This window comes from Lysinibacillus sp. FSL R5-0849 (assembly GCF_038595075.1).
GTDB classification, from domain to species: Bacteria; Bacillota; Bacilli; order Bacillales_A; family Planococcaceae; genus Lysinibacillus; species Lysinibacillus fusiformis.
The window spans coordinates 1,800,301-1,814,542 of the sequence record NZ_CP152004.1; the positions used below are offsets into that span (position 1 = coordinate 1,800,301).

Genomic DNA, 14,242 nt, shown 5'->3' on the forward strand with positions numbered 1-14,242 from the left:
AAGAATCATACAGGGGCGTTAGGATACGCGTGTGTTTGAAATAGAAACCGTCATACACCAGCTAATCATTTCAGTCCATATTTATTGTCTTGCTTTATGAGGTCAAATCCTATAAAGCTTTTTTTTATGGTCATTATTTTGGATGGTTTGCCAAAATAAGTAAACGATAAACGTACAGATATTGATGATAAATAATGCGACCAGCTGCCATAACCCGATTAAAAAAGTGACCATGTATAAATCAAAGGCTGCTTCACCGAGAGGCATATGTGGGAAGGGCGTTAATTGACTATAATGCCACACGAAATAACAGGCTAATGCAGTACCTTGTCCTACATAAATAAAGATCCAATGGATATAAAATGATATTTTTAATCGCCAGCAACAAAGGAACAGGTTCAAGACAATAATGAATAGTGGGAACAGGAATATTTGAAACAAACTTTCAGCTATTTGAGTCATAAATAATAAATTATAGCTAAGCTGAATGATTGGCAATAGTACTAGATTGATGATGATCAGGCTGAGCAGTTGTGTACGAGTCACTATATTCCTATCCTTTCCTTGCCTCATTTTTACATAAGGACGTTTGAAAAAAAGAATGGTTTCGCACAAAAAATCTCCACGCACAATTTTTGAGCATGGAGATTTTCGACTAATAGTGATAAATATTTAATTGCATACCAGCCTCAAGTCGATCTGACCGCAACTGATTCCACTGTTTAATAGAAGTCACGTTGACATTATAGACCTCGGCGATATCTACTATAGAGTCACCATCCGTGACCGTTATCGTTTTCTTATTCTTTACGGGGCTGTCATATTGTTGTAGGTCGTATTGAGCGATAAGTGAATTTAATTTTTCGTTATATTTTGAATCAGTGGCATAGGAGCCTGTTAAAAACTTTGTCGCATCTGAATAGGATTTGGTGTTACTTTTGAAAACACCTGCATAAAATTCCTTGTTCCACGAAACACCATTGCGCATTAGCTTTACATAGTCCTGCATAGAAGCCTCATAGGAAGGGTATTTGCGGAAATCAGCCATAATGGTCGACAAATTACCTGATCCATCATCCTCTGACGTTTCGAGTTTTACGGAATTATTTTGATAGCTGCCTTTCATGCCAAACAGATTATAGTTGGGGGCAGAGCCAAGACCACTTTGTCCGCTCTCGCTTTCTAGAATAGCTTGTGCAATCATCACGGATGCATATAAGTCATTATTGGCACCAAGATTTCGTGCAGTTTCAGCGATTTCGCCGATAAATTCTTCCGCACTCGGGCGATCATCAATGACGACAGGCTCTTCTTTTTCTGTCGTATTAAACAACTGTGTCACCATAAAAAATGAAATACAAATAACAACGACAGCAATCATAAGTCCTTTTAAAAAATTAACTACGTATTTCATGGTAGGCTTGATGTTGGTAGTGACCACATCTCCCTCCCTTCTATTAAAAGATTAGCTATCTCTTATTATGACAAAGAGTGAAAGAGAAATAAAGAACTGTATATATAAATAGCTTGTATCATTAATAGAACGTTGCGAACGTTAAATAGTTCCATGTCATTCCGCTAAAATGTCTATCTTAAAATTTTGAGACATAAATTGTTTAAATCTCTCAAAATATTGTTCGGAAGCCTCCCAGCGTCTAGTATTTAAAAAAGCTATCTCTTGGCGACCAAAATGGTTAGGTGGTTGGTAGTGTCGAGAAACATAGGATGGATTTTCTAATGAATAAAAATAATACGCTTCATCAGGCGTCCTAATTTCAATACGAGCATGAATAAAATCACCATCTTCATCCGTATAGGCCTGACGGAAACTATAATATTTAGAACCGTCCCAGAAACCATCGTCATCCTCGTCAAGCCCTTGAATTTCTGGATGTTGTAAAATTCGTTCTACATATTGTACCTCGATTTTAGGCACATAGAGGGTAGCGACATTTACACAAGTTAATAACATAATCCAGTGATCCTGAATATCCACTAAATTGTCCTGAGGTAAATCCGTAATGTCCCACCATTCATCTCCTTCATCGAATGATTTTCTCAATAGGGAGACGGTTTGATCTTCATTGAGCCAAATAAAATAATGATACTGGGAGGTTTTCATATAAATGCTATCATTCGTCTTGTCTCCGTCATCATCGATATGCGCTCGCTGAACAGTGAAATGCACACCATGTTCCTCAAGGTCAAAATAAGGCTTGTCTCCAGTCATCAAAATACACTTTGTTAGCTTTAGTATATTTTCCACATCGATGTGATGGTCCGTAAAATATACATGAGTTGCCTTCTTGATGTGGGGGATTTCCTGTAAATTAGTCAGTGCGGAGCGTCCTTCTTTAAGGATACTCACCAATGTGACGAATGAAAATTCAATCTCTTCTTCATCGTCATCCATATCATAAAAAACCTCGTCAATTAACACATCTTGTATACGGATAGGGAGTTCCTGAAAAACGCCATCTCCGTGCCAAATGTTGACGATACATTGCAGTGACTTCTGTCCATGAACGTTAAAGCGATACTCATCGTCTTGAACTAATACGTTTGCCTGAAGATGACCATTGACAATCGTTTCCCCATGATTATAGGAGCCACACAAAATATCCTCTACTGTCAGATGTCCGTGAACATAGATTTCCTGACCACCTACAGCTATATTTTTAGCTGTCAAATTGCCCATTACCATCAGTCCTATTGCACCATCCGTTTCTGCATTGTATAAATGATCTACCGTCAAATGACCATCAATAAAAATAATGATCACATTGTCTTGCTGTGGGAAAGGAATGTCCCAATCCAAATCAAGAAAAGGAAGCTTCAAATCTCCCTCATAGTACGCAACAAGGTCGTTCTCACTAAAATCCGTGTAATGGCTTGCCCACCAAGAGTTTTCGGGAAACTTATCAGCCAGTTTGTTAATAGGTATAAATTGAAAGACATTCTTCATAGTTCACTACCTCCCAATTGCCGTTTTTTTTATCTTCTCATACGGAGGAATTAACAGTCAATTTAGTAGATTGGTAGAGTTATGTGCAATTGGGAATAAAATGCTATTATAAATCTTAAAGAGGTTTTATGACCATTGTTACCAATTGCTGAGAAGTTGGAGGTGAGGGTAACCAACTAGCTTTCGAAAAGATGTTTGGAAGGGCTATTATTTGTGAAATATATAGACGAATATGAATTTACTATGTCATTAGCGAATTATAAGGAGCTGGCAGATGATAACATTTGATAATGTCTCAAAAATGTATAGTAACGACCATGTGGCTGTCAAAGCCCTCAATGTGGAGATTAAAAAAGGTGAATTCTTTGTTATTATCGGCCCGAGTGGATGTGGCAAAACTACTTTATTGAAGATGATTAACCGATTAATTCCATTGACGGAAGGCACTATTTGGATAAATGGAAAAAGAGTTAGTGATTATAATATTCACGAGTTACGCTGGAGTATTGGCTATGTGTTACAACAAATTGCTCTTTTTCCGCATATGACCATTGAAGAGAATATTGCGATTGTTCCAGAATTAAAAAAATGGAGTAAAACAAAAATTCAAAAGCGAGTAGAAGAGCTTTTGGAATTGGTAGGGCTTGAGCCTGAAAAGTATCGTCAGCGCAAGCCAAAGGAGTTATCTGGAGGGGAGCAGCAAAGAGTGGGCGTTCTTCGGGCATTGGCGGCTGATCCAGAAATTATTTTGATGGATGAACCTTTCAGTGCATTAGATCCCATTAGTCGTACGAAGTTACAGGATGATCTATTGGATATGCAGCGTAAGATTCAAAAAACCATCGTCTTTGTCTCGCATGATATGCAGGAGGCATTGAAGCTAGGTGATCGACTATGTGTCATGAAAGATGGAGAAATTGTTCAAGTTGGATCTCCTCAGGAAATTGTAGAAAATCCAGTGAATGATTTTGTCCAACAATTTATAGGGGTAAATCCAGTTCACAATAGGTTTGATATTCGGACGGTTATGCAACCAATCGTAAGTGTTGGTGAGCTAGGGGATACTATTGCTATCAATGAGCCGATCACAACGATTCTTGAAAAACTGACAGAGCATAGCGTTCTTGGCGTGGAAGAGGATGGAGAGATGATTGGTATGGTGACTCGAACAACTATACTGCAATATGTAGCAAAGGATTTCAAGGAAAGAGGTCGAGGCCATGACTAATTTTGTAGCAATGTTTCAGGAACGAAAGGGACAGCTTCTGTCAGCCTTACTCGAACACATACAAATCTCCTTCATAGCTCTATTTTTTGCTATCATTATTGCCATTCCTCTAGGTATCTATTTAACCAATAAAAAGAAAATAGCAGAAACGATAATTGGTATGAGTGCCGTGCTACAAACGATTCCATCTTTAGCGTTACTTGGGTTATTAATTCCATTATTCGGGATTGGGAAAGTTCCTGCCATCATTGCCTTAGTGGTCTATGCACTGTTACCGATTCTCCGAAATACTTATACAGGCATTAAGGAAGTGGACCCTTCATTGAAGGAGGCAGCTTTGGCAATGGGCATGAACACGCCTAAACGTTTATTGAAGGTTGAATTGCCTCTTGCTTTGCCTGTCATCATGGCTGGTATTCGAACAGCGATGGTGTTAATTGTTGGAACAGCCACATTAGCTGCTTTAATTGGAGCAGGTGGTTTAGGGGATATTATTTTACTAGGCATTGATCGTAATAATACCGCACTCATTATTTTAGGGGCTGTGCCCGCTGCGATATTAGCGTTGATCTTCGATGTTTTACTGAAAAAGCTTGAATCGCTATCATTCAGAAAAACAGTAATAACTGTAAGTATCGTCAGTATTGCGGCTTTGATGATGATCTGCCTTCCGCTTCTCAATAACAAAGACCAAGATGAAATTGTTATCGCTGGAAAACTCGGAGCGGAGCCTGAAATTCTCATCAATATGTATAAGTTATTAATTGAGCAGGATACAGACTTAACGGTGCAATTAAAGCCAGGACTTGGAAAAACTTCATTTGTATTTAATGCGTTGAAGTCTGGCAGTATTGATGTATACCCAGAATTTACAGGCACAGCCATCTCGGAGTTTTTAAAGCAGGAAGCCATTAATAACAGTGAGGCAGATGTCTATCAGCAGGCGAAAGATGGGATGCTAAAGCAATTTGATATGGTTATGCTTAGCCCAATGAACTATAACAATACGTATGCGTTAGCAGTATCGGAGGATTTGGCTGAAACGTATCAGCTCCAAACTATTTCGGACCTTAAATCGATAGAACAAGCTGTTAAGGCAGGGTTTACATTAGAATTTAATGATCGTGAAGATGGCTATGTTGGTATTCAAAAGCGCTATGATATTGCGTTTCCCTCTATTGCAACTATGGAGCCTAAGCTACGCTATCAAGCGATTGAATCGGGAGATATCAACCTACTCGATGCTTATTCAACGGATAGTGAAATTCGTCAATATAAGCTCCACGTATTAGAGGATGATCAAGCGCTGTTCCCCCCTTATCAAGGAGCTCCGTTATTACGGCAAGAAACACTGATCAAGTATCCAGAGATTGAAACATCTTTAAATAAACTGGCTGATCAAATTTCAGATGATGAAATGCGAGAAATGAATTATCAAGTGAATGTAGAAGGAAAGCTAGCAGCAGAAGTAGCCAATGAGTATCTAGTAAATGCCGGCTTACTGAAATAAACGATAGGACCCTCGAGCATTAGTATGCAAGAGGGTTTTATTTCTATCATAAATAATTTAATGATAAACGTTAATTTATTATGGATAGAGATAATAGAAACTGTATAATGAAATAGAGGGAAGGGGATGCTGACAATGGAGAAAACGATTCAAAGTAAAGAATTTCAATTGTTGACAAAGGGGCTTCGTATGATTTTTACAATCATCATAGTTCTTATGATTTTGGGCATGGCGTTAATGGCAGTTATTTTGGTTGGCGTAATGATTGTGTCAGAAAATGATGTAAATGGTTGGTTAGCCAAGGCAAGTGTGACAGCTTCCATCCATTTTGAGGGGCTGGAAATGCTGCTGTCCGAGCAGACAGTTCAAGATATGCACTACTCCAAAATAGATGTCGTGAAATTAGTATTAACTGCTACAATATACATAACTATTTTATTTTTGATGGTTGTTCAAGTAAGGAATATTTTAAATAATTTATCAAAAGGGATCATATTTTCACTAGATAATAGTAAAAAAATAGAAAGAATTGCGTATTGTGTGATAGTCTTGAGCTTAACTGTGAATGCATTCCGTACATATATCGTCTATCTAATGATGCAACCATTTAAGCTTGAATCACTATTGGTAAAGACAGATTTTATTACAGGGATCAGCTATCATTTCACAGGCATTAATTGGACACTATTACTTTGTGGCTTGGTGATTTGGACCATTGCTCGTATTTTCCGTTACGGTGCTTTTCTCCAAGATGAATATGATGCAACAGCTTAGGAAGTGAAAATATGACTATAATTATTCGCTTAGACCGGATGCTAGCGGATCGTAAAATGCAGCTAAGTGAGCTTGCAGAGAAGGTTGATGTGTCGATCGTCAATCTTTCAAATTTAAAAACAGGCAAGGTAAGAGCCGTGCGTTTCTCTACCTTAAATGCCATCTGTAAGGCTTTGGGCTGCCAGCCAGGAGATATATTAGAGTATGTCGAGGATGAAGATTAATTTTCGTCATCTAAACATAGTAGCAAGAAAGGGTTTTCCTTAAATGAAGGTTTTCAGTTTTTTATTCATCGCCATTGTAGCAGAAGTTTTTGCTAGCTCCATGCTCAAGCGCACCGAAGGCTTCTCCCGTATTTGGCCATCTCTCGGTGTGGTGGTCGGCTATGGAACGGCCTTTTATTGTTTAGCCTTAACCTTAAAAACCATACCCATTGGCACCGCCTATGCAATATGGGCAGGGTTAGGCACAGCACTAACAGCCATTGTAGGGGTTGTGCTGTATAAGGAAATATTCAATCGTAAGAAGGTACTAGGGATTCTTTGTATTATTGTAGGTGTCGTGGTGCTCAATCTTGCGGGTGGTCATTAGGAGGCAAACGCCATGAAAGGCTATTTATTTTTAACACTTTCGATTATTAGTGAGGTTTTTGCGACAACTATGCTGAAGCTATCGGATGGATTTACTGTTCCAGAACCATCTGTAGCGGTGGCACTTGGCTATGGAATATCATTCTACAGCCTATCCCTATGCTTGAAAACCTTGCCATTAAGCCTAGCCTATGCCATCTGGTCAGGTGTCGGTACCGCCTTGACGGTGATTGTAGGCATTGTCATTTGGAACGATTTGTTTAACCTCTACTCTGCACTTGGGATCGCCCTCATAATAGGCGGCGTGATTTTGCTGAATCAAGGAGATCGAAATGGCAGAGAGGCCGATAGCAAAGTGGAAGAGCGTGATAGCCTGCAGGAATAGAGGGAAAGAGCAGGTAAAGTGACGGATAGAGCAGGCAAAGTGCCGGATAGAACTGGCCAAGTGCCGGATAGAACAGGCGAAGTGCCGGATAGAACTGGCAAAGTGAGGGATAGAGCAGGCAAAGTGCCGGATAGAACGGGCCAAGTGCCGGATAGAACTGGTCAAGTGCCGGATAGAACTGGCAAAGTGAGGGATAGAGCAGTCAAAGTGCCGGATAGAGCAGGCACTTTGCCAGAAAGCCTGCGAGAATAGCAGATTACCTGTTTAGGGGAGGAGGATGTTAATGAAGGCTATTATTTTTGATTTTGATGGGACGATTATTGATACAGAAACAGCATGGTATACGGTTTTTAAGGATGCTTATGCATCATATGGTGTGGAATTATCGTTAGAGACTTATGCAAAATGCCTTGGGACAAATCTTCAAGATTTTAATCCTTATACTTATCTCGTGACACATCATCACATGGGTTTGGATGTGGAGGCATTTCGTACATCTATTCAAGCAAAGCATGCGGAGCTGATGGAATTGGAAGTGATACGACCTGGTATTTTAAATCTTTTGCAGCAAGCAAAGGAAGCGGGTTTAAAAATGGGTATTGCTAGTAGCTCAAGTCGTCAATGGATTGATCGGTTTGTGGAGGCACTAGGGATACGCGAGTTTTTTGATTGTTATTGTACGGCTGATACGGTGACAAATGTTAAGCCTGATCCTGAGCTGTATTTGCAGGCGCTTGAACAGTTAGGAGTAAGTGCTAGTGAAGCGATCGCTATGGAGGATTCGCCGAATGGAGCACGTGCAGCTTTGGCAGCAGGGCTTCATACGGTAGTTATTCCCAATACCATCACCAAGCAATTACCCTTTGCTACAGGTCATCATACAATAGATACCTTGGAACAATATGATTTAGAAGGTCTACTGGCATGCTTTGTCAAATAATGAAATGCTTCGAACCTCTAACCATTCATTTCGAATGGTAGAGGTTTTTTTAGTTTCTTTGTGAAAAGGTCGTCATATTATTGATCGCTACATATTATAACGAGAGGGCAACTTACGGGGACCAAGATACTTATTCAGACTAGAAAGGGGGCTACAATTTGAATAGTGAGAAAAAAAGAAATCATTTTTTATGCGAAGCTTTATGCGATTTGAAGGATCTTCAGGATATTATGATGGATTTTCATTCTAAATATTTCGGTCAGCTGCTTGTCAAAATAGTTGGGAGTGATACGATTCCGTTTTTTTTAATTACCAATAGTGGCGCTCATTTAAGGTTAATGGATACGGTAAAGAATTTTGAAACGGAATTTTTCCGTATAGAGGATGTCGATAAGGATCGATATCGTGGCACGGTGTCATTGCTGCGCGCCTTTGACTATGAGGGGAACGATACAAATTTCCTTGCAGATGTTGTGAGGCTAGAAAAAACGAGTACAGAAAAATCCATTGAACTTAGTGGCATTTCAGCGATACAACTATTAAAGCCAGATATGCTAAAAGGGAAATTTATCATAGAGCCTAAATGGTAGCCTCATATTAAACTACTAGAGCTAGAGCATCTGTCTATATGAAAGGGATTAAGTGTGAATGTAATAGAGAGAGAATTTAATGAAAGGAAGTTTAGCTATGACGATTATTGGTATGCTGCATCATCGGCTTGATCCAACGACAGTTCTCAAGTCTTATGCGTATGCAGCAGTTGCAAAGGCAGAAGGGGCACAGTTTTTCTATTTTACACCTAAAAGTGTTGATTTTGCAAAACGTTCCATTCGAGCTAAGGTTTATGAGGATGGGCAGTGGCAGGAGAAAACAATGCCTTTTCCAGATGTTATTTATAATGCGGGGAGTCCCGAGAAGCTATCTGTGTCCAAGGAGATTATTGATCGCTTAAAAGAAGAAATTCCCTTTACGACGTATTCGATAGGGAATAAATGGAATGTAATGAAGCGATTAAAGGAAGCCAAGGAATTCGAACAGTATTTGATTCCTTCTGAAATTGTCAAGGATGCTGATGTATTTCATAAGTTCATTAATTATTATAAAAGGGTTGTCTTTAAGCCGATTGATGGACGTAAAGGAAAAGGAATTTATTTTATTACGAAGGCGGGACCGAAGAATTTTGAGGTTAAAAAGGATAGTACGAACACAATCTATTCAAAGCCTCAATTAGATGCTTTGTTAAAAGAGCAGCTAGCGTCTGGTACTTTTATTATGCAGCCTTATATTCAATCGATTACAAAGGCAGGCCAAGTATATGATTTCCGTCTGCATGTCCAAAAGAATGGGGAAGGTAAATGGGTGGTGACGACTGTTTATCCTCGGATTGCTCCAAATGGCTCTATCATCCCGAATATTAACAATGGCGGATTCACCAATTACTTAGATCCATTTTTAGAGCAAGAGTTCAAGGAAGAAGCCTACAACATTCGGCGAATGCTCGAGCATTTCTCTTTAGCACTGGCTCATCATCTAGATGACATACAAATGGAGAAATTTGGGGAAGTCATTGATGAAATTGGCATTGATGTCGGTTTAGATCAACAACAAAAAATTTGGATGTATGAGGTAAATTGGCGCCCAGGCTGTCCTCCTGCTTTTTATTTAGAATTAGATGTCGTGATTAATTCCATCCGCTATGCGATGTATCTTGCAAAAAATCCAAAACGTGTAAAAAAGAAAATGGTTCAACAGAAAAGCAATCCAGTGGAGGTCAAAAAGGAGATTGTTCAACAGAAAAGCAATCCAGTGGAGATCAAAAAGAACCTTCCTATTATTGCGATTACGGGAAGTGCGGGAAAAACAACAACCAAAGCATTTGTCGGTTCGATTTTATCAAAACAATGGAATGTGTTTGAATCAAAGGATTATTGGAATACGACAGAGCATACAAAAAAGCATAAGGAAGAAATTAATGATTCCCATCAGGCTGTCGTATTAGAGTATGGCATGGCCTATCCAGGTATTATTACGAATCACTGTAGCATCATTCAACCGAATATTAGTATTGTGACGAATATTGGTTTAGCCCATGTAGGTAACTTTGATGGGGATGTAAGAGGCGTTGCAAAGGCGAAATCTGAATTGATTCATGGGATGGATCAACAAGGGCTATTAATATTGAATAAAGATGATGATAATTCAAGATTTTTAGAGACACAGCAATTTAAAGGGAAAATGCTAACGGTAGGTATAAAAAGAGATGCTGATTACCGAGCATATGATCTTCAGTATAAGGATATTGGCATGTCCTTTAAAATGAAGCTGCATGGGCAAGAAATAGAATTGTATATTCCTATTCTGGGAGAGCATCATGTTTACAATGCCCTTAATGCTGTAGCAGTAGCAGATTATTTAGGGTTTAGTCCATTGGATATTCAGGCGGGGCTCAACTTTAAAAAGCCACCAAGACGCTTAACGATTTATAACTTGCGCGATGATATTACGGTTATAGATGATACGGTTCACTCCCATCCACAAGGAGTCCGAGCAGCTATTGATGTATTGACGAATATTGCTAAGAAACGTAAAGTGGCGATTATTGGACAAATGCGTGAGCTTGGCGTGTTGAGGGAAGAAGAATATCGGAAGGTTGGCGAGTATATTTACGAGGAAGGCATTGATGAATTCATTACCTATGGATTTAGGACAGATGAAATGAGCAATGCAGCGATTGAAATGGGTATGGACCCAGCTAGGGTACACCATTTTATTAATAAAGATGCCTTGCATGCACTGCTAGATAAACTCATCAAACCTCATGATACGATTCTCGTCAAGGGTGCTAGTAAAACGAATATGTTTGAAACGGTGAAATATTTGGACCAAACATTAAAAGAAGAATAATCAATGACTTCAAGGTAACTGAATGAATATAAAAACCCGAGTAACTGTCCACTGGCAAGCGGCAATTATTCGGGATTTTTTTTCATACTCTTAAAATAAATTTAATTTCTTTGGCGGCAGTTGTTGCATGAGTCCGAGCTTCTGATAGGGTTGAACCTTGTGCAATGACATAGGCATAACGGTGACCCATTGATAAAGGAGGGGTTAATAAAGTACCTTTCCTTGGCTTAACATAAACCTCAACTACTCCAGTTGAATTCGTCGCTCTTGTTCTGCCAATCACTTTTTCTAATATTCCTTTGCTTTCCACAATGACATATTTTGTGTAAACAAACTTTTTATGTCTAGGCTTAAGATTAGGCTCTTCACCAAGAAGGAGCTTTAGTGTTTCTTCCACTAAACTAAATCCGAGAGCCGCTTGAAGCATATTGTTCATAGCACCTCCAGAAATCCTTGGGTTAATCTCAATGAGCTTCCAGCCGTTTTTTGTCAGGCGGAGTTCCAAATGAAGAGCGCCATTTTCAATATCAAAAGCTTTGACGATGGATTGAAGAACTTCCTCAATGCCTGCCTGAATATCCAAAGGAGCTTTCACTAATACTCCATAGCCTGTTATGATAAACCGTTTTCCTTGGGTAATTTCCTGCTCAATAATGCCAATGACATGTGATTGACGTTGATATACGACCGCCTCCACTAAATATTGAGGGCCTTCCAAATATTCTTCAATCATAATCGTTTCATAGGGGTTTTTACTGCGCAATGCTTTGAGGTGGTTATTCAGCTGGTCGGCATCTGTTGCTAATAGTACATCTTTTGAACCTGTTGACTTTGGTGATTTCACGATTAATGGAAATGTTAAATTTTTCGCAATGGGTTCATTAGGCTTCATGAGTGAAAATTTTGGTGAGTATGGTTGGTTTTTTAAATAATTTCTAGTCTTTTCTTTATCCTCCATAATTTCAATGGCGGAGGACGATGTATAGTTATGACAAAATTCATCACATAGCATGGAAGCAACATGGACAAATGGATCAACAAAACTAACGATACTTTTTATCTCTAATCCGGTTTTTCCTAGTTTATCAATTTCCTCTTTCATTCTCTCGATATTCAAAGTATCAATGAGTATCATTCTATGAATATCGGGGTAAGATCGGCGCTGCTGAAGTTGTTTTTCATTATTGGTGAAAAGTATTGTGAAATAGCCTAATCTTTCAGCTGCTCTTGTTGCTTCACGACTAGACCCGGATTTGTTTGTACCGATAAATACAATCGCTTTCAGGTATATCACTCCTTCTATTGGTACTTAGATACTTAATCACCTTTATATATATGCAACGAAATAGTTTTCTTCTAGTTGTGTATCTTGTCTACATCCAAGCAACTTTTAAGAGGTTACATATACTAGAAAAGAAAGGAGGGAGAAAAGATATGAAGCCTCTTTCGGTGAAAAATTTAGCAATGATTACGGCGGGTTATTTAGTGCAAGGGTCTGAGGAAATGCTAATACAGCATGGTGCTTATCGATTAAAACAAGTGAAAAAGCCCAATACAGCCCTTTTTACAAGTAAACGTATTGTTAATTGGAAAAGTCTTGAGCCACTTTCTCCTCTTGTAATAGTGACCGACAGAGCATATCGGCCAAATGACATTCCAACCCAAATCATCATCATACAGGTTGCGAATGTAGATGAGGCATATTGGAGATTTGTTCATTTTTATCGCAATCAGTTTCATATCCCGATTGTTGCGATTACGGGTACTTCAGGCAAAACAACAACGAAAGAGATGATTAAACATATTCTTTCTGCTGATCGACAAGTGACAGCAACGACATTAAGTAGTAACTCAAGAACGGCATCATTGCAATATTTACTGAATATTGAAGATGACACTGAGGCAGCTGTATTTGAAACAGCTGTTGGCTCACCGGGGGATGTCACGAATGCAGGAAAATATTTTAAGCCGACTATTGGGATTATTACTAATATTGGTGCCCATCATTTGAATTATTGTAAGACGCTTGAAGGCTATATTCAGGCGAAGGGAGAAATGCTAGACATCATTCAGCCAAAAGGGACCCTCATCATAAACGGTGAGGATATGAATACTAAAAAACTAGATATCTCTAAGTTTAATGGGCGCGTATTGAAGGTAGGCATCCATGATTCTTGTCATTTTCGTGCAAGCCATATCCAATATTATCAAAAGGGTATGAACTTTAAGCTGCACCATAATAGAAAAATCTATGACATATTTGTACCAGGGTTTGGCCAACATCAAGTGTACAACGCCCTTGCTGCCATTGCAGCGGCTTATGAAATAGGGGTACCCATTCCGGTGGCAGCCAATCAACTCCAATCTTTCCGTCAATTGAAAAAGCAATTACAGCTCTTTGAGGGCATTAATCATTCCATGCTTTTAGATGATACATGGAGTATTACTACAACTTCCTTAGAGGCAGGCTTAAAAGTGTTGAATGATCTCGGAGAAGGCAAGAAAAAAATTGCTGTTATTGGCACGATTACCGATTTGGGTTCATGGGGCTATATTATTCATGAGCAGGCGGGTGAATTAATTCACCGTATTGGTGTGGATGTGCTCATTACTATTGGAGAGCACGCGCGAATCATGGCTGATCATGCTGTGAATTTAGGGTTTAACGCTCCTGTTTATACCTATAAAAATAGCACGCTTGTTTATCCATTGTTGCAGAAGATTGTAGATGAAAATACGATAGTCCTTATAAAGGGTGATATGTATAGTGAACAGGTTTCCAAATTAGCAGCTGAGCTTAAATTTAAACCGCCACCTCCCACAATTTAGCTCACTTCTTCATTTATAGGATATTAACTGTGTCATATAGAATGCCAATCTAATAACGTATAGTAATTGATCAGAAATGTAGCATTCTTGATCAAGAGAATTAATAGGTCTGTACAA

General features: G+C 38.9%; 15 protein-coding genes. 11 read left to right on the forward strand and 4 right to left on the reverse strand.

Features of this window, described 5'->3' with window-relative positions:
- Positions 1–102 precede the first annotated feature (102 nt).
- The 3 genes from MKY80_RS08545 to MKY80_RS08555 form a co-directional block, all read right to left on the reverse strand.
- A complete protein-coding gene (locus MKY80_RS08545) occupies positions 103–546 on the reverse strand; it encodes a hypothetical protein (protein WP_342532556.1) in 444 nt (147 codons plus the stop codon).
- Between the two features lie 109 nt (positions 547–655).
- On the reverse strand, positions 656–1,414 hold the full coding sequence (locus tag MKY80_RS08550; RefSeq protein WP_008175677.1) for a glucosaminidase domain-containing protein: 759 nt from the start codon (positions 1,412–1,414) through the stop codon (positions 656–658).
- A 156-nt stretch (positions 1,415–1,570) separates the two neighbouring features.
- Positions 1,571–2,965 (reverse strand): hypothetical protein, encoded by a 1,395-nt coding sequence (locus MKY80_RS08555; RefSeq protein WP_239354467.1) that lies wholly within the window; start codon positions 2,963–2,965, stop codon positions 1,571–1,573.
- 274 nt (positions 2,966–3,239) lie between these two features.
- On the opposite strand from MKY80_RS08555, the gene MKY80_RS08560 reads away from it, so the two are divergent.
- The 10 genes from MKY80_RS08560 to MKY80_RS08605 all read left to right on the forward strand — a co-directional run bounded on the left by MKY80_RS08560 (position 3,240) and on the right by MKY80_RS08605 (position 11,296).
- On the forward strand, positions 3,240–4,193 hold the full coding sequence (locus MKY80_RS08560) for an ABC transporter ATP-binding protein (RefSeq protein ID WP_089984941.1): 954 nt from the start codon (positions 3,240–3,242) through the stop codon (positions 4,191–4,193).
- Complete coding sequence (locus tag MKY80_RS08565; RefSeq protein WP_008175684.1) at positions 4,186–5,703, forward strand: ABC transporter permease/substrate-binding protein; 1,518 nt, start codon at positions 4,186–4,188, stop codon at positions 5,701–5,703. The genes MKY80_RS08560 and MKY80_RS08565 overlap by 8 nt, the downstream gene beginning before the upstream one ends.
- A gap of 135 nt (positions 5,704–5,838) precedes the next feature.
- On the forward strand, positions 5,839–6,477 hold the full coding sequence (locus tag MKY80_RS08570; RefSeq protein WP_008175685.1) for a DUF2975 domain-containing protein: 639 nt from the start codon (positions 5,839–5,841) through the stop codon (positions 6,475–6,477).
- Between the two features lie 11 nt (positions 6,478–6,488).
- Positions 6,489–6,701, forward strand: coding sequence for a helix-turn-helix transcriptional regulator (locus MKY80_RS08575; protein WP_008175687.1), 213 nt, complete (start codon positions 6,489–6,491; stop codon positions 6,699–6,701).
- A 43-nt stretch (positions 6,702–6,744) separates the two neighbouring features.
- A complete protein-coding gene (locus MKY80_RS08580; RefSeq protein WP_008175689.1) occupies positions 6,745–7,068 on the forward strand; it encodes a multidrug efflux SMR transporter in 324 nt (107 codons plus the stop codon).
- A 12-nt stretch (positions 7,069–7,080) separates the two neighbouring features.
- The gene (locus tag MKY80_RS08585) at positions 7,081–7,452 is read left to right on the forward strand and encodes a multidrug efflux SMR transporter (protein ID WP_342532559.1); all 372 of its coding nucleotides are present in this window, start codon (positions 7,081–7,083) and stop codon (positions 7,450–7,452) included.
- An 18-nt stretch (positions 7,453–7,470) separates the two neighbouring features.
- The gene (locus MKY80_RS08590) at positions 7,471–7,704 is read left to right on the forward strand and encodes a hypothetical protein (protein WP_342532560.1); all 234 of its coding nucleotides are present in this window, start codon (positions 7,471–7,473) and stop codon (positions 7,702–7,704) included.
- Positions 7,705–7,729: 25 nt separating this feature from the next.
- Positions 7,730–8,392, forward strand: coding sequence for an HAD family phosphatase (locus MKY80_RS08595; protein ID WP_096364160.1), 663 nt, complete (start codon positions 7,730–7,732; stop codon positions 8,390–8,392).
- 158 nt (positions 8,393–8,550) lie between these two features.
- Positions 8,551–8,982 (forward strand): hypothetical protein, encoded by a 432-nt coding sequence (locus MKY80_RS08600; RefSeq protein WP_008175697.1) that lies wholly within the window; start codon positions 8,551–8,553, stop codon positions 8,980–8,982.
- Positions 8,983–9,061: 79 nt separating this feature from the next.
- Entirely contained in the window at positions 9,062–11,296 is a 2,235-nt protein-coding gene (locus MKY80_RS08605; RefSeq protein WP_090001852.1) for a YheC/YheD family protein, read from the forward strand.
- Between the two features lie 82 nt (positions 11,297–11,378).
- On the opposite strand, the gene MKY80_RS08610 is transcribed toward MKY80_RS08605, so the two are convergent.
- A complete protein-coding gene (locus MKY80_RS08610) occupies positions 11,379–12,590 on the reverse strand; it encodes an ATP-grasp domain-containing protein (RefSeq protein WP_008175700.1) in 1,212 nt (403 codons plus the stop codon).
- Positions 12,591–12,730: 140 nt separating this feature from the next.
- Here MKY80_RS08610 and MKY80_RS08615 point away from each other — a divergent pair, with 140 nt between their 5' ends.
- A complete protein-coding gene (locus MKY80_RS08615; protein WP_089984933.1) occupies positions 12,731–14,125 on the forward strand; it encodes a Mur ligase family protein in 1,395 nt (464 codons plus the stop codon).
- The last annotated feature ends 117 nt before the right edge of the window (positions 14,126–14,242 follow it).

Excerpts from the sequence above, each read along its gene's own strand:
- MKY80_RS08560 (WP_089984941.1), top strand. The coding sequence starts at position 3,240 with ATGATAACATTTGATAATGTCTCAAAAATGTATAGTAACGACCATGTG.
- MKY80_RS08570 (WP_008175685.1), top strand. The coding sequence starts at position 5,839 with ATGGAGAAAACGATTCAAAGTAAAGAATTTCAATTGTTGACAAAGGGG.
- MKY80_RS08605 (WP_090001852.1), top strand. The coding sequence starts at position 9,062 with ATGAAAGGAAGTTTAGCTATGACGATTATTGGTATGCTGCATCATCGG.
- MKY80_RS08565 (WP_008175684.1), top strand. The coding sequence starts at position 4,186 with ATGACTAATTTTGTAGCAATGTTTCAGGAACGAAAGGGACAGCTTCTG.
- MKY80_RS08580 (WP_008175689.1), top strand. The coding sequence starts at position 6,745 with ATGAAGGTTTTCAGTTTTTTATTCATCGCCATTGTAGCAGAAGTTTTT.
- MKY80_RS08585 (WP_342532559.1), top strand. The coding sequence starts at position 7,081 with ATGAAAGGCTATTTATTTTTAACACTTTCGATTATTAGTGAGGTTTTT.
- MKY80_RS08615 (WP_089984933.1), top strand. The coding sequence starts at position 12,731 with ATGAAGCCTCTTTCGGTGAAAAATTTAGCAATGATTACGGCGGGTTAT.
- MKY80_RS08550 (WP_008175677.1), bottom strand. The coding sequence starts at position 1,414 with ATGAAATACGTAGTTAATTTTTTAAAAGGACTTATGATTGCTGTCGTT.
- MKY80_RS08595 (WP_096364160.1), top strand. The coding sequence starts at position 7,730 with ATGTTAATGAAGGCTATTATTTTTGATTTTGATGGGACGATTATTGAT.
- MKY80_RS08555 (WP_239354467.1), bottom strand. The coding sequence starts at position 2,965 with ATGAAGAATGTCTTTCAATTTATACCTATTAACAAACTGGCTGATAAG.
- MKY80_RS08575 (WP_008175687.1), top strand. The coding sequence starts at position 6,489 with ATGACTATAATTATTCGCTTAGACCGGATGCTAGCGGATCGTAAAATG.